Consider the following 21,402-nt stretch of genomic DNA (forward strand, 5'->3'; position numbering starts at 1 on the left):
CGTCTGCATCTTGCGGAAATCAACATCCTAAGAACCCTCGCCAACGCTCGTAACCCAGAATGGCTATGGCTCTCGCCGTGCTGTCAACCATTCGACAGCGAAATCAACTGTTCCGCACATCTCGATGAGCCGCGACGGTGCGTTTCCGACCGGCCCTTTCCGGACCAGCGGGGTCTGATCAAGGTCGGCGCCCAGCGCGGGGAAGTCGCGGTCGTCGAGGTCAGGGGCGGTGAACTCCTTCAGCACCCGCCGTCCACTCTCGATCACGTAGCAGCGGTACCGCCGGTCCGGCGCGTCCCACGGCAGCTTGTACTCCGCGAGGTGGAGTGCCGTGCACGCCTCGTACCCCACCCCGAGTAGCAGGATCATCGCGTTCGCCGCGTACAGCGCGCCGAGTGGCGAGCGTTCACCCAGATGGCAACGCAGGTCGTGGACGGCCATCAACTCGCGCGCCCGAGGGCCGAGCGCGGCGAACGAGGTCTGCGGATGGCCGCTGCGCACGGCCTCAGGCGCCCGCCGGACGTACTCCGCCATCGCTCCCATGCCGTGCGAGGTGGCCGCCACCGGGTCGAAGGCCGGCAACCGCGCCTCCATGGCGGCGACCTCCGGCGCGGTCAGCCCCGTCGCGGTGGCGCGAAACCGCCGGGTCGTGGTCGAGTTTCCGGTGGTGTGCGTCGGCACGACGATGGTCGAGGCCGGGCCCAGCACGTCTCTGAGGGCCGCCACCAGCGTTCCCGGCCCACCCGCGATCCGGCCGACCCGGCGCAGCGAGCAGTGCACGAGCGCGTCGCGCCCCGCCGGCAAACCCAGCGCCACCAGATCGGCCGCGAGCCGCGCCTGTGCGTGCGCCTGGGCTCGCGTCGTCACCTGCTCAGCGATGGTCGTCACGCCATTTCTCCACCGTCTCGCGCATCCGGTGGGTGAAGCGTTCGCCGTCCGCGGTCAGCGCGCCCGTGCCGTGCAGCGCGCCGAGCGCGCCGGTCACCCAGCCGAGGTAACGGTGGTAGTGCTCGGCGGCGGCGTCCGAGCCGCGGCTTCGCGCCCGCCACACGTCCGCGACCGCGAGATGGGCGTACGCGCCTTGCAGCACCGCCTCGGCGGGTCGCTTGATCGGCCGCCACGGCACGGGCAGCAGCTCGCGGTGCTCGGAGTCGACCAGGTCGTACCGGTCGAGCACGGCGCCGAGCTTGACGTGCTGCACCTCGTGGACGAGCAGCAGGGCCAGCGCGTCGCCGTCGGCCGGCTCGGCCACCGCGACCGCGCCGAACGCGTCCCGGTTGGTGGCGCTGCGCAGCCGGCCACCGGGGTCGGGGACGAGCGGGACCAGGGCACGGAACGCGGCACGCACGGCCGGCGAGTGGGCCGGCGCGTCGCGGTGGATGCCCTGCCAGGCGGCGGAGAGCAGGCCCTGCCACGAGTCGACGGCGGCGGGCGTGAGGCGGCCGGCGACCGGCCACTCGTGACAGTCGCGGTACGCGTCGGTGTCGTCGATCGGCACGCGCTCGCCCTCGGCGTCGAGCCACCTCGTCGGCCACCATTCGGCGCCGGTACGCAGCTCGAACTCCCCACCGGAGACGGACAGTTCGGCGGTCTTCGCCGCCCGCGACGCGACCGCGAAAGCGCCGAGCGTCGGCAGGTGTGCCAGGCCGTCCCGGACCGGCAACGCCAGCTCGACCGACAGCCCGGCCCGTACCGCGGCCGCGGCGGCGACGCATGCCAGGTGCCGCCGGTCGGTGTCGCGGTGCTCTCCCTCTTCCAGGTAGCGGACCGCCCAGGTCCGCGCGTACGGGTGCGCGAGCACCTCCGCCACGGCCTCGGGCGCCTCGGCGTCGACGTGTTCGAGAAGCTCCCACGCCGGTGAGGCGGCCTCGGTCTCGCCGACCATCGACAACAGGACTCGGGTGATGAGCACCTGGCTCTCGACGAGCCGCGCGATGGCGGCCGCGTCGCCGTACCCGGAGCCGATCTCGTCCAGTAAGCGATCCGACATGGGGTTTCGATCGCTCCCGTCCGCGATGGCACCAGGGCCGGCCGGCGACACATCGACCGGCGACTCGTCTATCCGTGCGATGAGGGCCTTGAGGTCGGCACAGTAGACCGACGGGTTGTCGAATCCGGACCCCGACCGGTACCGGTGGGCGAACAGGCCACCGCCGCACCGTCGCACGACCGGGCAGGCCCGGCAGGTGGCGCAGACACCGGCGAGGCCGTTCTGGCGCGCCGCTACACCCGCGTGCCCGGCCACGTCGTCGACGCTGTGCGAGAACACGTCGAACCCGGTCGCGGGGGCGCCGTCGTACGCCGTCTTCAGGGAGTCGGCCTGCTCCCAGGCGCCGTCGGTCTCGATGACCACCACGTCGGCCGGGGCGAGGCCGACCGCCTCGGTGCCGCCGGTCGCATACGCCACAGTGGACGACAGCGCGTCGAACAGGCGGATCGGCATCGGTCGTCCGCCGTCGGTCCAGCGGTCGTGGATCCGGCCGAGCCAGTCGGCGTACGGGGTGGGAGACCCCGCCGGGCGCGGTGGCGGCTGGTCCCAGGTGGCGTGCGGCAGCAGGAAGTCGACGCGCGGCGGCGCCTCGGCCAGCAGCGCCTCGTACACCGCGACCGGGTCGCCCGCGACGTCGACGGTGCAGAGGATGCCGGCGTAGAGCTGCCGGTACGCCGGTTGGCGCAGCAGCGCGAGGCCGCGCAGCACCTGTGGGTGGCTGCTGGCCCCACTGGCGAACCGGCGGTGCCGGTCGTTGGCCGACCGGTCACCGTCCAGCGACACGCCGACCCGCACGCCGTGCCGCAGCAGGACGTCGCAGATCGCGGGGGAGAGCAGCACGGCGTTGGTCTGCATGCGCAGGTCGAGCCGGACGACCGGCGCGATGGCGGCCCGTAACTCGGCCAGCACGGCGTCGAGCCGGTCGGCGCCCAGCAGCAACGGCTCGCCACCGTGCAGGATCACCTGGACGCCGGGCAGCGCGTGGGTCGCTGCGTGCTCCGCGATGCGCTTGCCCGCCGCCCGCACGGTTTCGAGCGCGATCGTCCGCGGCCGGGTGCGCCAGCTCTGGTCGGCGTGCTCGTAGACGTAGCAGTGGTCACAGGCCAGGTCACACCGGCTGTGCACCTTGAGAACGAAATACCGCAATAGATTCGTCAGATCGCGGAGTTGAACGGCGTGGCCCCGACGGAGACCAGGCCGGACTCGGTGTGCAGCACTCGGCGCCGGACGGCATTGACCGCGTCGATGTTGTCGGTGGCGATGCGGCGTAACGGTGTGCGCCGGACGGCCTCGAACGGGTCGGCTTCGCTGGCCTGACGGCTGGGTGCGGCACGATCCATGGCGGCTCCCCTAACGGTCAACTCCCCACGGTAAGGATAGAGACTACTCGACGTGATGTCACCGTCGCGCAGCCAGCCGGGCCGTATTGGACCGGTCGTCCACCGCATCTTTGGCCCTGGCAGCTGAGCCTTCGGGGCGGCAGGGTGGCGTGGTGAGCAGGTACTTCCAGCACGCGCCCGCCGTCTGGGCGGCGCACCCCGACCTGGTCGCGGGCGCGGTATACGCCACCGGGTTGACCGCCGAAGCGCCCGTCGAGCCGGTCATGGACCGGTACATGGCGATCGCGCGGGCGCGCCTCGCGGGCGGCACCGAGGCGGAGCTGCCCGAGATCCAGGCGTGGCGGCGGGCGTTCGCGCGGATGGGGCTGAAGCCGACCCAGTACCGGTGCGCGTCCGAGTCGCTGCTGCGCCGCCTGCGCCGGGAGGGTGACCTGCCGCGCATCCACCCGCTCATCGACCTGTGCAACGCGATCTCGGTGGCGTTCGCGATCCCGGTGGCGGCGCTCGACGCGACCCGGATCGACGGCGACCTGGAGGTGCGGCCGGCGACCGGCGACGAGCGGTACCTGGCGTTCTCGGGGGAGGTCGAGCACCCCGAGCCGGGCGAGCTCGTCTTCGCGGACGCGGGCGGCGAGTCGCACGCGCGCCGCTGGACGCACCGGCAGAGCGGTCACTCGGCTGTCCGGGAGAGCACGACCTCGGTGCTGATCGTCGCAGAGGCGATGCACGACAGCGCATCGTCCGACGTGCCGAAGCTCGTGGCGGCGGTCGCCGACGAGCTGAGTGCACTGTGGATGGTCACCCCGTCGACCGGGACGCTGAGCGCGTCGGCGCGGCGATTCGCGTTTCCGTCAGACGCGTGACGCCTGCGGCACCCGCGCCGGGTCGATCGTCGCCTCCCGCGTGAGGTACTGCGGCACCGGCGCGCCATCGTCTCCGGTGTCGCGCACGACCCCGTACCGCACCCAGCCGCTCGCCGCCGGATCCGATGGCGGCGGCGCGGAGACGTCGTCGACCACCTGCTGCCGGGTCATCGCGGCGACGACCATGTTGTAGTCGGCGCCGCGCTCCTGGTTGGTCAACGAGACCTCGCCGTCGAGGTGGAAGAACTCGTTCTGCCAGAACTGCTGGGCCCCGGCCGGCAGCACCGTGTATCCGGTGCCCGGCTCGCCCATCCAGGTGTGCCGCGCCGGCGCGGTCGGCTTGTTGTCGTCCATCCGCCGCAGGCCGCCGGACGCGACGTGGAAGAGCTTGCCCTTCAGGCCGGTCCAGGTGGGCATCACCATGCCGCCGGCGCGCGTCCAGTAGCTGATCTGGTACCGCACCCGCACGTAGCCGCGCCCCTTCAGCACCACCGTGTCGCCGCGGTGCTCCATCACCGGATCGCCGGTCACCGCGACCGTGCCGGAAGCGCGCGCCGGCAGCGCGCGGGGCGGCGTGAGCTTGGCGGGTGCGGGCTCGACGCGGTCCACCACGCTGCCGTACCGGGGTGCGGCCGCCCTGCGAGACGGTGGTGCGGCGCCCGTGGGGGACAGGCGCGGCGTGGGCGACGCCGCCGTCGGCGCTGGCGTGGTGGATGGCGGTGCCGCCGCGAAGACGGCGTCGCCGCGGACGGCCGGCTCGTTGACAGCATGGAACGCGACGGTCGCGCCGCCCGCGACGACGGTGGCGCCCGCGGCCACGGCCACCACCGGCTTCGAGACGAGCACGGCCAGCTTGGCGAGCCAGCCGGTCACGGCCGCTGTCTTGAGCGTGGCGGTCGCGACCGCGAACCCGAGCGGCAACGGCACCAGCGCCAGCCCGACCAGCAGCCGGTCGGCCGGCACGAGCCCTTCCCAGTGCGCGGCGCACACCGGACACTCCCGCGTGTGCCGGGCCAGCCGCTTGCGCCACACCGAGCCGGGCCGGCCCTCCCAGCCGGTGGTAAGAGCGGCCAGCTCCGGGCAGCGCGGCACCGCGTTCAGGGCGCGCACGACCGCGCGCGCGGCGTCCAGCTGCGCTTTCATCCGCTGTACCCGCACAGCCGCGTGCGGCATGCTGAGCTCCAGCGCGGTGGCGAGCTCGGCGCGCGTCAGCTCGCCCGCGGCCTCCAGCCACCACAGCGACAGCAACTGCCGGTCGCCGGCGTCCAGCCACCGGGTGGCCTCGGCCACCTCCTTGCGCTGCCCCGACAGCCCCAGCCGCACCACCGTCAGGTCCGCGAAGTCGGCGCCCGGGTCCGCGATCTCGGTCGCGTCGTCGAGCCTGCCCTGGCGTGCGAGCGCCGCCCGCCGGTCCTGGCCGCGGTCACGCACCCGACGCAGCGAGATCGCCACCAGCCACGACCGGTAGCTGCCGGGTTCGCGCAGCCACCGCAGCCCGTGTACGACCCGCAGCATGGTCTCCTGGACCACGTCGTCGACGTCCGCGTGCCCGTCGAGCGCCCGCCCGACGATGTTGTAGACCAGCGGCAGGCTCTCCGCCACGAGCTGGTCGAGCGCGCGCTGATCCCCAGCCTGAGCCGCCTCGACAAGTTCGCTCCGCACGAGCTCAGAGGCTATCCGACCCCCCAACGGCCCCCACGCGCTCTCCCCGCACGCCCGCCGCCGCGGGCGCTCTTGCCGCACGCCCGGCGCCGCGCGCTCTTCCCGTCGATCAAGGTCAAACGCACGTGGTTGGATCTCAAATCCGCGTGCATTTGCCCTTGATCGACCGGAATGGCCTTGATCGGCGCGAGCCGAGGCCGCGGCCCTGAGCCACGCGGCGCGGGGTGGACCTGCGGCGTTCGTGGCGGGTGGGGCGGACAATACCGGGCATGCCGGTACTTGCCGGCCGGGCCGTCGCCGACGACGGCGTACCAGCGTTCTGGCCGTGGCCGCGGGCGCTGGACCGGTCAGGCGATGGCGCACCGGGGTTGGGGCCGGACCTGCTCGACCTCAGCGCCGAGCCTGACAGCTCGGCGGCGGCGCGGTTCCGGGCGGTCCACCGGACCGCCGAAACGCTGCGCCGCGCGGCCGAGCCGGCCGGGCTGTTCGTGGTGCTCGAAGACCTCCAGTGGGCCGACGACGGGACGCTCGCGCTGCTCCGGCACCTCTCGACCGGCTCGGCCGGCACCCGCTAAGGAACGGGCGCCCCGGCGTGTGCCGGGGCGCCCGCTTGGTGTGGTGGATCAGAGGATGCCCAGGCCGTAGAACTGGAGCGAGCCCACCGTGGGTCCGCCCACCGGGCGGAACGTCGGCGCGTAGAACACGACGTTGGAGCTGTCCGCGACCGGCGCGTTGGGGCAGGTGACGTTGCCCTCACCGGGGCGGCCGGTGCTGATGGTGCCGCGGGCGAGCAGTCCGGACGCCGACGAGACGACCACCGGGCCGCCGCTGTCGCCGCGGGCCGCGGCGCATCCGCCGGTCGGGTGGATCGCCCGGATCAGCGGCGAGAACCCGCTGTCCGACGTGTTCACGTGGGTGACCCGCAGTCCACAGTGCTCACCGGTGCGGGCACCGCTGGTGCAGACCAGGTTGCCCACGACGTCGGACTGCGCGCCGGACACGTTCAACGTGGCGCTGCCGTTGAAGGGCCCGACGTAGATGTGCCCGAACGACCGAGTGTTGATCATCAACGTGTCACGGGCGTTGTTGTCGTTGAAGATCGTCCCCATCTGGTCGGCGACCCCGCCGCCGCCATCGGTGGCGAGCTGGCCGTTGCTACCACAGTGGCCGGCGCTGAGGATGTGCGAGACGCCTGAGAGCGAGACGGCGAACCCGGTCGAGCAGCCGCCGGTCGTCGTGTAGCGGGCACCGCCCACGTACGGCGAGAAGTCGTTCTGGCGGCTCAGCGGCTCTGGCGCCGACTCGGTGCGCACGAACAGCGGGATCGTCGACGCCCCGAACGCGCCAGCACGCGAACGGATCGCCTGCTGGCCGGCCTCGGTCACGGTGATGGTCAGGCCACTGCCGTCGGCCTCCGGTCCCACCGAGAGCACCCTCGGGTCGGCCGCGAGGCGCGTGGTCTCGGCGAGCAGTTCGCGCTCGGAGTACGCCGCCGACAGGAACCGGACCGGAGCGCCCGCCGCGACGGCGGCCTGCCGCACCGACGCCGGCACGCGGCCCTTCCAGTACACGCGGACGTCGCCGTTCTCCGGTGCGGCCACGACGCCGGCGAACCCGGCACCGCGCGTCGCGATGATCTTCTCGGCGGCGGCGTTCAGCCGGTCCTGTACCGCGAACACCTCGGACCAGCTCGCGAAGCCGGCCGGCGGAGCAGTGCCGGCGCCGAGCGCGACGGCCGGCGTCCGCTCGCCCGGCGCCGGTGCGGGTGCCGCGGCGCCGGGCGAGGCCACCGACGCCGCGAGCAGCGCCGCGCCGGCCAGGACGAGAATGCGGATGGATGATCTGGTGCGGGTCATGAGTCCCTCCCCTGTTGGGGGTCGCAGTGCTCCTGGTTGGGGAGCAGCGGTGCGATCGTGGCAGCGGACTCGTGATCGGGATCGGCCATCTTGGACGCTGTTGGACACCGTTGGACACCGTTGGACGCGCTACGGCCGGCGGCGTGGGGGCCTACCCCGCACGGGTTCGTGACCCTCGTACGTCGTGTCGAGCACGCCTCGCCGCTGGTCAGCCCGGGCAGTTCGCGCTGCAGGCGGGGCACGCTGGCCGACGGCAGCACCGCCTCGACCGTGACCTCGCCGCCGCGCACCGCGGGCGCCTCCACGGCCGCGCCCAGCCGGCTCAGGGCACCGAGCAGCGCGCCCAGCGTGTCGGCTGGCGCGTCGACGCGTGCCCGTGACATCGGCTCGCACACGACGGTGCCGGCGGCCGCCAGTGCCTGACCGAGCACGACCGGCGTGAGCTTGCGGAAGCCCGCGGCCGTGCTGAGCGGCCCTGCGCCCGCGCGGTCTGCGCTGCCAGCTCGCGCCGCAGCACGGCCGGTGTCACCCGCGCCTCGTCCTCGACATACGCGGTCAGCAGCGCGTCGTCGTTGCCGGCGAGCGCCTGGACCAGCCCGTCTCGGTCGGGCGGGCACGGCACCGCCCGCGCGTCGCGAGCGCCCGGCCGCTCGACCCTGCTCATCGGCACGCACATCACGGCGAGGCGGCGCTCGACCTGCGCGAGCACGCGGTCCACGCCCGCACCGCGGCGGTCGACCTTGTTGAGGAACAACAGCGTCGGTACCCGCAGCCGCCGCAGCGCCCGCATGAGTACCCGCGTCTGTGGCTGCATGCCCTCGACGGCGGAGATGACGAGCACCGCGCCGTCGAGCACGCCCAGCACCCGGTCGACCTCGGCGACGAAGTCGGGGTGCCCGGGCGTGTCGATCAGGTTTACCCCGGCTCGCAACGCGTTTTCCGGTCAGCCGGGCGGGCGGAAGTAGTGAGCCTACGTGATCGCCTTCAACTCCAGCACCATGATCGAGTTGTTGGCGCCGCGCCACACCCGGACGGCCGGCTCACCCCGGTCCTGCCCCACGAAGTTCGTGATCAGCGTGGCGCGGCCGGTGGTGCGGTCCCAGACGACGGGCTGGCTGGCCAGCAGACCCACCGCGAGCCGGCCGCCCGCGGCGGGGTAGAGGGCACCGGCGTCCTTCAGTTCGACGTAGCCACCGCCGCCCCGGTCCTGCAACGCCGCGACGCCGTTCGGCCCGGTGCCGCCGCACCATGTCGGCCCGCACACCGACGTACCGATCTTCGCGTTGGCTTTCCAGCGCATCCGCTCACCCGTGACCGCGTTGAGCAGGTCGCCCCCGTTCTCCTGCCCGTCTGTGTCCGAGGTCGAGGTCAGCCAGGGGCCGAGGTCGGCCAGCCGGTACCCGGTCGAGCCGGGCACGTCGGTGACCGGCCCACCCGCGGCGAAGACCCGCCGGATCACCACGCCGTCGCGGCCCTCGCCCCGGTCCTCTTCCCACAGGACCGCGTCACCGGCGACGGCGAACTTGCCCGATCCCAGGCCGAGCGTGGCCAGCTTGGTGACGGCGCCGCCGGCCACCGGCGCCGACCACAGCTCGCGCGCCGCCCCGCCGCTCCTGCGGGCGTCGAGAAGCCACACGACGCGGTCACCCGCGCCCCTGGCCATCAGCAGCTGCGCCTCGACCAGCCCCTCCGTCACGGCGGGCGGGGCCAGCGCGGTCACGGTGCCGGTGGCGGGCTGGAACACCGACGGGCCGGACCTCTCGTCGATGGGCTGGACGCCCGTGACCAGGAAACGCCCGCCGCCGAGCACGTCGACGACCGAGTAGTCCGAGCCGTCCGGAAGCGTGGCGGGCAGCCGGTGTACGGCGTCCGGCCACACCCGGTCGGGCGGCGCCAGGTCGAGGAAGTTGGGTATCCGGTCCGGCGTCAGCAGATGCCCGAACCGCTGTACCGGTACCGGCTTGAGCTGCTCGACCACCGTGACCGTCGCGATCACGGCGACCGCGACGGCACAGGCGGTCAGGATGGCCGTGCGCCGCTGCCGGCGGCGCCGCCGCCAGCGCACGCCGGCGAGAAAACCGGCGTCGGGAGCCGGCGCCGCCGTGCTGGCAGCGGCGAGGGTACTGGTCAGCGCGTACTCCAGTGGCCTGGTCACCGTGCACCCCCGGTCGTGCTGTGCGAGCGGTCCTGCCAGCCCGCGCGCAGCGTCTCCAGCCCGCGGGAGGCGTATCCGCGCACCGTGCCTCGGGAGATGCCGAGCAGGGCGGCGATCTCCTCGTCGGTGTGAAGCTCGTAGTACCGGAGCACCAGCACCGCGCGCTGCCGTGCGGGTAGGTCGGCGAGGGCCCTCCACAGCCCCAGGTCAACCTCGACTTCGTCGAGTCCCGGGTCTGCATACCCCCGTTCGGGCACCTCGCCGACCAGGCTTTCCCGCCGGCGGCGCCGCCACCAGCTGATGTGCAATCGGGCCATGGTGGTGCGCACGTACCCTTCCGGGTCACCCTTGCGCCGTACTCGGGACCACGCCGCGCCCAACCGGGCCAGTGCCTCCTGCGCCAGGTCAGCCGCGTCGTGCGGGTTGCCGGTCAGCACGTACCCGTAACGCAGCAACGCCGGCGCGCGCGTCTGCACGAACGCGTCGAACGCCGCGTCGGTGTCCCTCATGGCCACCTCCTCATGACCGGGGACGCGCGAGGACCCGAAACTGTTGTGCCGGATCCGCACGTTGGTTAATCCGTCGACCGGCACGGGTGTGGTTGGTGATACTGCCGGTCGTGGATCGTATTCCGGTGCTGTGGCTGTGCGGGCCACCCGGTGTTGGCAAGAGCACGGTCGGCTGGCGGATGTTCGGCCAGCTCACCCGGGCCGGAATCGTGGCCGCGTACGTCGACATCGACCAGCTTGGCATGTGTTACGCGCCGCCCACCGTCGACGAGTACGCGCCCGACCCGTCGCGGTCGGACCCTGGCCGGTACCGGATGAAGGCGCAGAACCTGGGCGAGGTGCTCGCCAACTTCCACAGCGCGGGCGCCCGATGCGTCATCGTGTCCGGCGTCACCGACCCTGACCACGGCGTGGCGGCTGACCAGTACCCGCACGCGGCCCTGACTCTGTGCCGGCTGCGCGGCAGTCACGACGAGCTGCGACGCCGCCTCGCCGGCCGGCGCAGGCCCGGCGACGACGTCGACGGGATGCTGCGCTACGCCGATGTCCTCGACCGCGTCGACCACGGCGACGTGCGTCTGGACACCACGGGCTTGTCGGTCGACGAGGTCATCGAGTTCGTACGCGAGCGTGCCGGCGGCTGGCCCGTCGTGTCCGGCGGTGGGGTGAGCGTCGGTTGGCGCGACCGCCCGGTGGACGTGCCCGCCGAGGTCCTGTGGGTGTGCGGCCCCAGCGCGGTCGGCAAGTCGACCGCTGGCTATCAGGCGTGGGACCAGATCAGACGTGACGGCACAGCCGCCTTCGTCGACCTGGACCAGATCGGCTTCCTCCGTCCCGCGCCAGCTCACGATCCGCGCAACCACGACACCAAGGCCCGCAACCTCGCCGCCCTATGGCAGGCATACCACGCGGTCGGCGCCCGCCGCCTCGTCGTCGTGGGACCGCTCGACGACGACGCCGACGTCCGCGCGTACACCACCGCCCTACCGGCCGGCACCTTCACCATCTGCCGGCTGCACGCCAGCCCCGACAAGCTCACCGAGCGGATCATGCTCCGCGGTCAGGGCGGCGGCCCGCCGCTGGTAGCGGGCGACGAGCTGAACGGCCAGCCCACCGCCGTACTGGAGCGCGCGGCCCGCGAGGCGGCGGCACACGCCGAAGCACTCGACCGCGCGGGCGTCGGCGACGTGCGCATCGACACCGACGATCAAACCCCCGACGACACCGCCCGCGACATCCTGAGCCGCACTGACCGCACCCCCGTTTCCGGCGTTTCCCACCTCCCGCTGCCCCTCTCCGTCGATCAAGGGCAAACGCACGTGCTTTGATCTCAAAACAATGCAAAGTGTCTTCGGTGACGCTGAAGCGCTCGTCCGGGATCGGCGCCGGCTCGATGCTGGCGGCAGCGCGGCTGGACCATCCCAGCGCGCGACGCCGGCCGGGCGTCGGCGATGCTGTGCGCATGGAGTACGTGTCCAGAGTGCCGCGACCGCCGCTGGACGGGCTGATCGACGACCTTTACTACCTGGAGGGTGCGTCGCCGTACGCCCTGCTGACGCTGCCGCCCGCGCCGTCGGCGCTGCTCATCGTCAACCTCGGGGCGCCGTTCCGCATCCGCGCCGGCACCGACATCGAGACGGCCGAGTACGCCGACGGCTGCGTGATCACCATGCCCACCCGCGCGTGGGAGTTCGGCTACCCACCCCGGACCCGGTCCGTCGGCGTGCACTTCAAGCCGTGGGGGCTGGCGCCGATCCTGCCGATGCCCGCGGCCGAGCTGTGTGACCGGCCGGTGACGGTAGAGCAGGTTTGGGGCCGGCCCGCCGTTGCTGATCTGCGAGACCGGCTGGCCATGGCGGACGGACCGCACGAGATGCTGACGCTGCTCGAGGAGGAGCTGATGCGACGGCTGTGCGAGACCGCCGGCCTGGGGCTGGTCCGCCATACGAGCAGCGTCATCGCGGCGACCAGCGGGGCGGTGGCGATCGGCGACCTGAGCGTGGCAGCCGGTGTCAGCAGCACTCATCTGGCACAGCGGTTCAAGGAGCTCATCGGCGTCACGCCGAAGCGGCTGGCCCGCACCTACCGCTTCACCGCCACCGTGTTCGCGATCGACTTCGCCGGACCGATCGACTGGAGCGACCTCGCCGGTGGCGCAGGCTACTTCGACCAGGCCCACTTCAGCCACGAGTTCCGGGCGTTCACCGGGCTCACGCCGACCCGGTACGCCGAAGTCCGGCGGCGGTTCCTGCGCGAACATCCCGGCCACACGCTGGACGGCTGGCCGCTGCCGGCCGATTGATTTCTTACAAGACCGACAGCTCACGACACGCTAATTTGGGGGACCCCGAAGCAGAGGAGAGCCCCGTGGGCAAGGTAGTCATGTACGCCTCGGTGTCGGTGGACGGTTTCGTCGCGGACGAGAACGACCAGCCCGGACCGCTGTTCGACTGGTTGACCAGCGGTGACGTCCCGTTGGACGAGAGCGGCGAGGTGAAGGTGTCGCAGACGTCCTATGACTACACCCGGCCGTACTGGGACCAGATCGGGGCGACAATCGCCGGCCGCCACGTCTTCGACATGACGGACGGCTGGGACGGGAAGCCTCCGGCCGGGGTCGACCACGTCGTCGTCGTGACCCACAAGGGCAGGCCCGAGGGTGGGACCCCGAGGCGCCGTTTCACTTCGTCGACGGCGTCGAGGCAGCCGTGGCCAAGGCGCAGGAGCTTGCCGGTGACCGCTTGGTCGAGGTCGCCGCTGGCGACGTCGGTGGCCAGGTGCTTGCCGCGGGTCTGGTCGACGAGGTGCGCATGGACGTCGTACCCGTCGTGTTCGGCTCCGGCAAGCGCTACTTCGGGTCGGTCGACGCGCAGCACCTGTTGGAGGATCCTGACGTGGTGATTCAGGGCAACCGGGTGCTTCACCTACGCTATCGGGTGCGCCGTTGACCGATCTGAGCGGCTACGCGAACAAGTCCACTGCGAACGGTGACACAAGATCGGGCCTCCGGCTGCGTTTGCGCATCGCTGTCCCTGGTCGGGCAGCCGACGTCGATCCGCCCCAGCACCTCACCTGCGGCAGGTTCAACTCAAGATCACTGGGTGCCGGTTTCCGTCGTATCTCAGCGGCTCGCTTGCTCAGGGTGCGGCCGAGCTTGGGAAGCCCGCGTTAGCAGGTCGAGTGGAAGAGGCCGCCGACCGGCTGGGTTAGGGCCAGATCGTTGTACGTCTGGACCGCCTCGACCGTCTCGGCCACGTGCACGGTGACGCCGCGCTCTTCGAGGAGCGCCAGCGTGCGCGGGTCGACCTCGAGCTGGAGCTGCATCCCTCGCGACAGCACGACGACGGTGGTGCCGTACGCGAGAAGTTCTTCGACATCGGCGGGCTGGACGCCGGGGCGGTGCTGGGTGCCGGTCTCCGACCAGTCCCACGGGCGGCCCCCGCCGGGGTAGAGCTTGAAGTCCTTGCCCGGCGTCAGACCCTCGACGTCCATATGGCCCCACGAGATCGCGAGAATGCGCGGCGACGTCTTGCGGTCATCCGTCATGGCGACCTCCCTCCCGCTAGACCGTACCGGCATCGCCGTACGCCGAGCGCCGTTCCGCGATATGTCCCGTCGCATCGACGCGGATCAGCAGCAGGCCGTCCTGCCGCAGCGGCGGACCGCCCTCGTGATGCGTGCCGCGCCAGGTGGCCTGGACCGCGTCCGGTCGAGCGCCACCAGTCGCGCGATCGTGAAACGCAGGTCTGGATACGCGCGGAGCATCCCGGCCCCATGGGACCGCGTCGCCTCCGGGCCGGGAGGCGTCCGGGCGGCGCGTCGTGGTCGACATAGTCATCGGCCAGTAGCTTCGCGCAGACCGAGAGGTCGCGATCCACGAGCAGCCGGCGGAAGCACCGTCTCAGGATCGAGCGTCATGACCGCACGCTAACCAACAGAGGCGCGGCGCCCGGGGCATTTTTCGACACGCCGGGCGACACGCCGATGACGCGTGGGATCGATGCAGTTTGATCTAGTGCTGGCGTCCGACAATGGTGTCATGCTCGACGTCGACCGCGGCGCCTGGCGACCCTGACGCCGGCGGCGGGTCAGGCGGCGCGGCGGTCGTTGTAGCGGACCTCGACGGGGCCGCCGAAGCCGCGGATCAAACGCAGGCGGGGTGGCGCGGCTGGCTCGCTCGCGGGCTCTGGGTCGAATGTCGCGCGCCAGCGGGAGCCGCTCGCGGGCGGTTCGCTGGGGCTGGCGCCGCGCCGGGAGAGGTACAGGATGATGGCGTAACCGGCCACGATGATCGTGTGGCTGAGGACGCGCGCCACGTCGACGCGGCTGCTGATCAGGTCGTTGACGGTCAGCAGGGTGAGTACGGCCACGAACGCGGTCAGCGTCGGGACGATCCCGGTGGGGCGGGTGCGCCGCCACGCTATCCACGCGAACCCCGCACCGACGGCGACGTTCCACGCCGCTGACTCGTGCCACAGGTGCCCGGCGGGCTGGCCGGCGGCGCTGTGCAGGTGTGCCGCCGCGGCAAAACCGCTGATCTGGGCCGCGCCGAGCAGGAACTGCGCGACGCCCAGCGCGCCCAGTAGCACCCGCAGTACCGGCACGAGCCGCCGCCGGCGCGGCGGCGCGGCCGGGAGATTCGCGAGGATTGTGCTAGTAAGGTCGATGTCGTCCGGTACCGGAGAGGTGCGCGCCAGCCGGGTGACCTGGACGGCTGCCTCGAACCAGGTGCCGCAGGCAGCGCAGGTGGCCACGTGTGCGTCGGTCGCGGGACGCTCGGCCGGGTCGTCTTCACCGTCCAGCCGCGCCGACAGCGATTCCCGGAAGTCATCACACCTCATGACTGGATTGTCGGCCACCGAGCCCGTTTGGTTCCCGCCGACCTGCGATCGGCTCTGACGGGTCAGCGGCCCAGGGGTCGGCGGCCTGCACTCGCGCGGGTCCGGGTCCGCCGTCTTGGTGCGATCCTGCCGGTACACCACGGTGCCGGCGGGGTCGACGTAGCAGTGCGGCGCTGGATCGGGCCCGGCAGCCGGGCCCGCTGTGCGGGGCTCCAGCGGTCGGAGCTGGTGCCGCCCGTCACTTCCATCATGGGCTTCTTCGACACGTCGTAGGTGAAGAATTTGTCGTTCTTCAGGAACGAACAGCGCCGAGTCGTACCCGCGCACCTCTTTATGGCCGGCGGGCACAACCGTGTCGCATCCGCCCGAATGAATCAGCCAGCCTCCTAGGATGCCGCAGGGGCAGTGGTAGACGCGACTACCCGTCTCGGGCCGTGAAGAACGCGCCACCGGCGAGCAGGGCCGCCGCCGCATAGCCCGCGAGCGCGGCTGGGTCGGCGTTCGCGGGTGCGTACCGGTCGAGCCACGCGTGCCAGGGCTCGACGGCGACGAGTCGGCCCAGAAGCGGCCAGAGGTAGAGCAGCGCGAGGACCGCGCTGAGCGCGGGCGCCGTGTGCCGGAGGGCGGTCGCGAGGCCGAGCGCGAGCAGGGCGAGCAGGAACAGGTACAGGACGGTGCCGGCCGCCGCGCGCAGCACTGTCTGCCGGGCGAGCGCCATTGGAAACCCGTTGCCGGGCAGCAGGAGACGACCGGCGAGCAGCGCGCCGGCGACGCCGAGCACGGCCGCCGGCACGACAGCGGCGGTGACCGTCGCCACCTTCGCCGCGTACACGGACAGCCGTCGCGGCGTCGCCGCCAGCGTCACGGCAATGAGGCCGGTCTGGTACTCGCTGGTGACGGTGAGGACGGCCAGCACGACCACGGCGAGCTGGCCGAGGTGGACACCGGAGAGGCTGAGCGTGACCGGGTCGCAGCCGGATGCGCACGCTGTCGTGCCAGGCGCCGCCACGGCGCTGACGGCCGCGCCGCCCCCGATGGTCAGGATCGCCGCGAGAGACGGCAGCCAGGCGGTGCCGCGCGTGGTGCGCAGTTTGGTCCACTCGGCGCGCAGTGCCCAAAGCGGGCTGGTCACGCGTCGCTCCGGCGCTGCCGCCAGTACCCGGCGGCGAGCGCGAGGCCCGTGTATCCACTGAGGACGGCGATCCCCATCCATGGTCGGCCCGCCCACGGCAGCAGCAGCGTGTCGTCGGTCTCCCGCACCTGTTGCACAGACAGGCCCGCCACCGGCGTGAACCGCTGCAGCCAGCTTGGGGCGAATGGTGTGGCGGCGACGGGTACGAGCACGGCCGCGGCGACCACCGTGATGGCGCCCGCGCTTCGCCGGACGAGCGCGCCGATGCCGAGGCCCAGCAGCGCGAGCAGGGTCAGGACGATGGCGGTACCGGTGACGACCCGCAAGACCGCCGGGTCGAGCAGTGACGGGTCGGGGTACGTCGGTGGGCGGTAGCCGTTGCGGTGCAGCAGCGGTTGGACGGCCAGCAGGGCGGCCGCGGTCGCGGCGAGCGCCACCGGAAACGCGGTAATGGCGACGGTGGCCGCCTTGGCGGCGAGCACCGGGCCGCGCCGAGGGGCGGCCGCGAGCGTCGTGCGAATGAGGCCCCAGCGGTACTCGGACGTCGTCACCAGGACGCCCAGCGCTATGGCGGGGAGGGCGGCGAAGACCGTGCCGGCGGTGGCGGCCACGATGCGGCTGCCGTCATCGGAGCGGCCGACGATGTCGCCCGACCCGGTCACGGCCACGCTGCCGTTGACCTCCACTGTGGTCGGGGCCGAGGTGCCGCCGACGTCCAGCGCCTGCCAAGGGCCCGCGGGACCGGCGGGGGAGACCCGGACCGCTTCGAACGTCGCCGTGTTCGGGCGGATCTGGACGAGCCCCGGCCGCATCGGGTGCACCCGGGTCATTCCCGGCGACGTGACGAACAATCCGAGGTGGACGGTCGGCGGGAGACCGGTGAGCGTCACGGTACCGACCCGGTCCCACGTCACACCGTCGCCCGACTCGGACCCCGTGACCGTGTCCCCCGTACGGGTGAGCCGAAGGTACCGGGGTCCTGGGCGCGCGTCACCCGCGATGTCGGTGGTGAAGCCGGTCTGCATCCGCACGCCATGGCCTGGCGTGACCGCGAGCGCCGCGTACTGGGCGCCCGGGGTGAGGCTGCGCTTCACGAGGATGCCCGCCATCGCCCACGGCTGGTCGCTCTCCTGGCCGGTGACCCGCGCGACGATGGTGTGGTCGCCGGTGAGCTCCCGGTGGACGAACCGGAATTCGTCGACGTGGTCCGTGTCGCTGTATGTGCCGGGGTTGCCTGACGAGATGAGCAGCGCTACCGCGACGAGGGCACCTGCCATGGCGACCAGGCACCCTGCCGTGCCGACCACCGTGCGCAGCTTGGTCCACTCGGCCAGCACCAGCCCTCTCATCGCCGTCCCCCGTACTCGACCGCGCCGCGGGTCAGGGCCAGGTACGCCGCCTCCAGCGAGTCCGTGCCGCTCCCGGCGACGAACGCGGTGACCGGGGTGTCGGCCAGGAGCCGCCCGCGCCCGACGATGACCAGGTGGTCGGCGGTGCCGGCGAGCTCGTTCATCAGGTGGCTGGACACGAACACCGCACGCCCTTCGGCGGCCAGGCCGCGAAACAGGTGGCGGGCCCAAACGATGCCCTCGGGGTCGAGCCCGTTGGTCGGTTCGTCGAACATCAGCACCGGCGCGTCCCCCAGCAGCGCCGCCGCGATCCCGAGCCGTTGCCGCATGCCGAGCGAGAACCCGCCGACCCGGCGCCTGGCCACGGCGGCTAGGCCGACGAGTTCCAGTACCTCGTCGATCCGGTTGCGGGGCAGGTCGTTCGATTGGGCCAGCCACAGCAGATGGTCGCGGGCGCGCCGTCCCGGGTGCACGGCGCTCGCGTCAAGCAGCGCGCCGGCGTGCCGCAGCGGCGCCCGCAGCCGCCGGTACGGCTGGCCACTGACCAGAGCCGTGCCCTCGTCGGGCGCGTCCAGCCCGAGGATCATCCGCATCGTGGTGGACTTGCCGGCGCCGTTAGGCCCCACGAACCCCGTGATCCGGCCCTGCGCGACGGTGAAGGAGAGCCCGTCGACGGCTACCGTCCGGCCGTACCGCTTGCGCAGCGCGCGGCATTCGATCGCGTTCATGCCACCATCGAAGCGGCACACGTGTGCCGGCACAGGAGGCCGGACCCGCGTTACCGGGGGAGGGTTAGCCCTACCGCGTACGGTGTCGGCCATGACGACGCTCTGGGCGGCGCTGCGCGGCGGCCCTCAGCGGCTGTTGACGTCGCTGTGGCCGGTGCGGGCGCTGGCGTACGTGTTCACCGGTGCCGTGCTCGGCGCGGTGACACTGGTTTGGCTGCTGGTGGCGCTCGTGGCCGGCCTGGTGGTCGGGGCACCGGCGCTCACCGCACCGCTGGCCGCGCTGGAACGGCGCCGGCTGCTGCTGCTCGGTGACCCGCCGGTGCCCGATCCGCACCGTCGCCCGGACCGTCCCGGGCTCGTGGCGTGGCTGCGGCACCGGTACGCCGAGCCGGTGACGTGGCGCGAGCTGGCGTATCTGGTGCTGCATGGCACTTTACTGCTGGTGCTGGACGCGACGGCGGCCGCGCTCGCGGCGGGCCCGATGCTGGCGTTGGGTTTCGGCACGGTGACCCGGTCAGGGACCGGCGCCCCGGCCGATGGGGTAGACGTCGGGGTGGCCGCCGTCACCGCAATCCTCGCGGTCGTCGAGGTGCTCGTCGCGGCCGTCGCCATCGTGTACGCCGTGAGCCTGGCTGCGGCGGCGCATGGCGCGCTGGCCCGGCTGCTGCTCGCCCCGGGGGAGGACGCCACGGTGCGGACGCTGACCCGGTCGCGGGTGCGGCTCATCGACGCGTTCGAGGTGGAGCGCCGCCGCATCGAGCGCGACCTGCACGACGGCGCCCAGCAGCACCTGCTGGAGCTGGGCGTCACGCTGGTCGCCGCTGACCTGCACCTCGATGACGACCCGGCGGCGGCCCGGTCGCTGCTGCGGCGGGCGGCCGACCAGGCCGCGTCGGCGCTGACCGAGCTGCGCGAGCTGGTGCGGGGGATCCATCCGCGGGTGCTGACCGATCTGGGGCTGGCCGCGGCGGTCGCCGAGCTGGCCGACCGGTCGGCGACACCTGTCGCGGTGAGCTTGGATCTCCCCGGCCGCCTGTCGTCCACAGTGGAGTCCACGGTGTACTTCGTGGTCGCGGAGGCGCTCGCCAACGCCGCCAAGCACGCCCGCGCCAGCGAAGTCCAGATCACCGGCGGGGTACGCGGCGGAAGGCTGCGCGTGCGGGTGCGCGACGACGGGGTGGGCGGCGCCGACCCGGATCGCGGCACCGGGCTGGCCGGGCTCGCCGACCGGGTGGACGCGCTGGCCGGCACGCTGACGCTGTCGAGCCCCGCTGGAGGGCCGACGGTGCTGACCGTGGAGTTGCCTTGGACGGGGTGAGGGGCGCCGGCGCGCTGCGCATCGTACTGGCGGATGACGCGGTACTCCTGCGGGAGGGCCTAGTCGCGCTGATCGGCCGCTTCGGCCACGAGGTCGTCGCGGCGGTCGACGACGCGGACGGTCTGGTCGCAGCCGTCGAGGAGCACGCGCCCGACGTGGTGGTCACCGACGTGCGAATGCCGCCGTCGTTCACCGACGAGGGCCTGCGCGCCGCGCTCGCGCTCCACCTCGACCGCCCGCGGCTGCCGATCGTGGTGCTGAGCCAGTACGTAGCCAGCGCCTACGCCGCGAGGCTGCTGGAGTCGACAGGTAGCGCCGCCGTCGGTTACCTGCTCAAGGACCGCATCCTCCAGGTTCGCGACTTCGTCGACGCGGTGGAGCGGGTGGCCGCCGGAGGCTGTGTCGTCGATCCGGAGGTGGTGCGCCACCTGCTGGCGCGGCGCCGCAGCCCGCTGACTCGGCTGACACCACGCGAGCGGGAGGTGCTGGAGTTGATGGCCGAGGGCCGCTCCAACGCGGCCATCACGCGGGCGCTGACGGTCAGCGAGAAGGTCGTCGAGAAGCACATTGGCTCGATCTTCACCAAGCTCGACCTGCCCGCCGACAGCGCCGACGACCACCGGCGGGTGCGCGCGGTCCTGACCTACCTCCAGGGCTGAACCCATCTCTTGAGCGCTCGCTCAAAAGCATGCTACCTTGCGTTTTGAGCGAGTGCTCAAGAGATGGGGTGGGTGTGATGGCGCGGTGGATCCTGGCCGGCCTGGTGGGGCTGTTCGGCGTGGCGGTCTTCGTCCTCGCCGTGCGTGACGGGCGGGCCGACAGCGCGCTGCTCTTCATAGGCCTGCCCGTGCTCATGTCGATCGCGCTGGTGCTGATGCCGGGGCGCACCACGCACGGCCGGGTATTCACGGTGACCACCGTCGGCCTGCTGCTCGCGGCGGTCGCCCTCCACGAGGGTGCGATCTGCGTCGTGCTCGCCGCCCCTTTGGTGTATGCCGTAGCGCACGGCGCTGCGGCGCTGCTGAACTGGGCCGAGCAGCCCGAGAAGCGGTACGCGCTGCTGCCGATCCCGCTACTTCTGGTCCTCGCGCTGGAGGGCACGGGTGTGCGGTTGGATCCCGAGCAGGCGGTGACGGTGACCCGGACGGTGGCGCTGAGCCGCGACGAGGTCGCGTCGCGGCTGGCGGATGGGCCAGGGTCGGCGGGAGTGCGGTCGGTGCCGCTGCGGATGCTCCGCGTGCCGCTGCCGGAGCGGGTCGACGGGAGCGGGCTCGCGGCCGGCGACCGCTGGATGTTCCATTACCCGGGCAGCGCGCACGGGTCGGGCGGCCACACCGTCACCGAGGTCGTCGCCGCGGCGCCCGGCCGGATCGAGTTCCGCGTCGTCGAAGACTCCGCCATCACGGCGCGCTGGCTGGTCTGGCGCAGCGCGACCGTGGCGTGGAAGGCGGTGGGGGAGCGCACCGAGGTACGACTGTCCATCGTGTACACGCGGCGCCTGGACCCGTCGTGGTACTTCGGTCCCGTACAGCAGACGCTGATGCGCGAAGGCGCCGGCTACCTGCTGGACACGATGGTGCCGCGATGACTGAGCTGGCTGGCGCCCGCCTTCGCCCGCGCGGATCATGCGCCTCAAAGCCGCACTGTAGCCGCCAGTCG

At 72.5% G+C, this 21,402-nt stretch carries 20 protein-coding genes and 2 pseudogenes; 8 read left to right on the plus strand and 14 right to left on the minus strand.

Annotated elements, in window-relative coordinates:
• Window positions 1-63: 63 nt before the first annotated feature.
• The 3 genes from V6V89_RS24825 to V6V89_RS24835 are packed head-to-tail and all read right to left on the minus strand — an operon-like array spanning window position 64 to window position 3,330.
• Window positions 64-888 (minus strand): aminoglycoside N(3)-acetyltransferase, encoded by an 825-nt coding sequence (locus V6V89_RS24825; protein ID WP_334621724.1) that lies wholly within the window; start codon window positions 886-888, stop codon window positions 64-66.
• A complete protein-coding gene (locus V6V89_RS24830; protein ID WP_334621725.1) occupies window positions 872-3,136 on the minus strand; it encodes an FxsB family cyclophane-forming radical SAM/SPASM peptide maturase in 2,265 nt (754 codons plus the stop codon). Before V6V89_RS24830 ends, V6V89_RS24825 begins: the two co-directional genes overlap by 17 nt.
• Before the next feature lie 8 nt (window positions 3,137-3,144).
• Window positions 3,145-3,330: a hypothetical protein gene (locus V6V89_RS24835; RefSeq protein WP_334621726.1), complete on the minus strand. Its 186-nt coding sequence runs from the start codon at window positions 3,328-3,330 to the stop codon at window positions 3,145-3,147.
• Window positions 3,331-3,482: 152 nt separating this feature from the next.
• Between V6V89_RS24835 and V6V89_RS24840 the strand changes: the two genes are divergently transcribed.
• On the plus strand, window positions 3,483-4,193 hold the full coding sequence (locus V6V89_RS24840; RefSeq protein ID WP_334621727.1) for a B3/B4 domain-containing protein: 711 nt from the start codon (window positions 3,483-3,485) through the stop codon (window positions 4,191-4,193).
• On the opposite strand, the gene V6V89_RS24845 is transcribed toward V6V89_RS24840, so the two are convergent.
• Window positions 4,182-5,855 carry an RNA polymerase sigma factor gene (locus V6V89_RS24845; RefSeq protein WP_334621728.1) on the minus strand — a complete coding sequence of 558 codons (1,674 nt, stop codon included), beginning with the start codon at window positions 5,853-5,855 and terminating at the stop codon, window positions 4,182-4,184. The genes V6V89_RS24840 and V6V89_RS24845 overlap by 12 nt on opposite strands.
• 269 nt (window positions 5,856-6,124) lie before the next feature.
• Between V6V89_RS24845 and V6V89_RS24850 the strand changes: the two genes are divergently transcribed.
• Entirely contained in the window at window positions 6,125-6,430 is a 306-nt protein-coding gene (locus V6V89_RS24850) for an AAA family ATPase (RefSeq protein WP_334621729.1), read from the plus strand.
• Window positions 6,431-6,478: 48 nt separating this feature from the next.
• Here the strand turns inward: V6V89_RS24850 and V6V89_RS24855 are convergent, their stop codons facing one another.
• The 5 genes and pseudogenes from V6V89_RS24855 to V6V89_RS24875 all read right to left on the minus strand — a co-directional run bounded on the left by V6V89_RS24855 (window position 6,479) and on the right by V6V89_RS24875 (window position 10,375).
• Window positions 6,479-7,711: a hypothetical protein gene (locus V6V89_RS24855; protein ID WP_334621730.1), complete on the minus strand. Its 1,233-nt coding sequence runs from the start codon at window positions 7,709-7,711 to the stop codon at window positions 6,479-6,481.
• Window positions 7,708-8,094 (minus strand): hypothetical protein, encoded by a 387-nt coding sequence (locus V6V89_RS24860; protein WP_334621731.1) that lies wholly within the window; start codon window positions 8,092-8,094, stop codon window positions 7,708-7,710. Before V6V89_RS24860 ends, V6V89_RS24855 begins: the two co-directional genes overlap by 4 nt.
• Before the next feature lie 125 nt (window positions 8,095-8,219).
• Window positions 8,220-8,630 (minus strand): annotated as a pseudogene (locus V6V89_RS24865) (GTP-binding protein); the annotation flags it as partial.
• Window positions 8,631-8,681: 51 nt separating this feature from the next.
• The gene (locus tag V6V89_RS24870; protein ID WP_334621733.1) at window positions 8,682-9,866 is read right to left on the minus strand and encodes a hypothetical protein; all 1,185 of its coding nucleotides are present in this window, start codon (window positions 9,864-9,866) and stop codon (window positions 8,682-8,684) included.
• Window positions 9,863-10,375 carry a SigE family RNA polymerase sigma factor gene (locus V6V89_RS24875; RefSeq protein ID WP_334621734.1) on the minus strand — a complete coding sequence of 171 codons (513 nt, stop codon included), beginning with the start codon at window positions 10,373-10,375 and terminating at the stop codon, window positions 9,863-9,865. Before V6V89_RS24875 ends, V6V89_RS24870 begins: the two co-directional genes overlap by 4 nt.
• A 110-nt stretch (window positions 10,376-10,485) precedes the next feature.
• On the opposite strand from V6V89_RS24875, the gene V6V89_RS24880 reads away from it, so the two are divergent.
• The 3 genes and pseudogenes from V6V89_RS24880 to V6V89_RS24890 all read left to right on the plus strand — a co-directional run bounded on the left by V6V89_RS24880 (window position 10,486) and on the right by V6V89_RS24890 (window position 13,323).
• The gene (locus V6V89_RS24880) at window positions 10,486-11,703 is read left to right on the plus strand and encodes an AAA family ATPase (RefSeq protein WP_334621735.1); all 1,218 of its coding nucleotides are present in this window, start codon (window positions 10,486-10,488) and stop codon (window positions 11,701-11,703) included.
• A gap of 26 nt (window positions 11,704-11,729) precedes the next feature.
• Entirely contained in the window at window positions 11,730-12,677 is a 948-nt protein-coding gene (locus V6V89_RS24885; protein ID WP_334621736.1) for a helix-turn-helix domain-containing protein, read from the plus strand.
• A 65-nt stretch (window positions 12,678-12,742) separates the two neighbouring features.
• Window positions 12,743-13,323, plus strand: a pseudogene (locus V6V89_RS24890) (dihydrofolate reductase family protein).
• A gap of 220 nt (window positions 13,324-13,543) precedes the next feature.
• Here the strand turns inward: V6V89_RS24890 and V6V89_RS24895 are convergent.
• The 5 genes from V6V89_RS24895 to V6V89_RS24915 form a co-directional block, all read right to left on the minus strand.
• Window positions 13,544-13,921 (minus strand): Mth938-like domain-containing protein, encoded by a 378-nt coding sequence (locus tag V6V89_RS24895; protein WP_334621737.1) that lies wholly within the window; start codon window positions 13,919-13,921, stop codon window positions 13,544-13,546.
• A 542-nt stretch (window positions 13,922-14,463) separates the two neighbouring features.
• Entirely contained in the window at window positions 14,464-15,216 is a 753-nt protein-coding gene (locus tag V6V89_RS24900; protein WP_334621738.1) for a zf-HC2 domain-containing protein, read from the minus strand.
• A 418-nt stretch (window positions 15,217-15,634) separates the two neighbouring features.
• The gene (locus V6V89_RS24905; protein WP_334621739.1) at window positions 15,635-16,348 is read right to left on the minus strand and encodes an ABC transporter permease; all 714 of its coding nucleotides are present in this window, start codon (window positions 16,346-16,348) and stop codon (window positions 15,635-15,637) included.
• Window positions 16,345-17,697, minus strand: coding sequence for a hypothetical protein (locus V6V89_RS24910; RefSeq protein ID WP_334621740.1), 1,353 nt, complete (start codon window positions 17,695-17,697; stop codon window positions 16,345-16,347). Before V6V89_RS24910 ends, V6V89_RS24905 begins: the two co-directional genes overlap by 4 nt.
• Window positions 17,694-18,425, minus strand: a complete 732-nt coding sequence (locus tag V6V89_RS24915) for an ABC transporter ATP-binding protein (RefSeq protein ID WP_334621741.1) — start codon at window positions 18,423-18,425, stop codon at window positions 17,694-17,696. The genes V6V89_RS24910 and V6V89_RS24915 overlap by 4 nt, the downstream gene beginning before the upstream one ends.
• A gap of 91 nt (window positions 18,426-18,516) precedes the next feature.
• On the opposite strand from V6V89_RS24915, the gene V6V89_RS24920 reads away from it, so the two are divergent.
• The 3 genes from V6V89_RS24920 (at window position 18,517) to V6V89_RS24930 (ending at window position 21,331) form a co-directional block, all read left to right on the plus strand.
• Entirely contained in the window at window positions 18,517-19,743 is a 1,227-nt protein-coding gene (locus tag V6V89_RS24920) for a sensor histidine kinase (protein ID WP_334621742.1), read from the plus strand.
• Window positions 19,740-20,402, plus strand: a complete 663-nt coding sequence (locus tag V6V89_RS24925) for a response regulator (protein ID WP_442935211.1) — start codon at window positions 19,740-19,742, stop codon at window positions 20,400-20,402. The genes V6V89_RS24920 and V6V89_RS24925 overlap by 4 nt, the downstream gene beginning before the upstream one ends.
• 77 nt (window positions 20,403-20,479) lie before the next feature.
• Entirely contained in the window at window positions 20,480-21,331 is an 852-nt protein-coding gene (locus V6V89_RS24930) for a hypothetical protein (protein ID WP_334621744.1), read from the plus strand.
• Window positions 21,332-21,402 lie beyond the last annotated feature (71 nt).

Source organism: Micromonospora sp. CPCC 206061 (assembly GCF_036906915.1).
GTDB lineage: Bacteria > Actinomycetota > Actinomycetes > Mycobacteriales > Micromonosporaceae > Phytohabitans.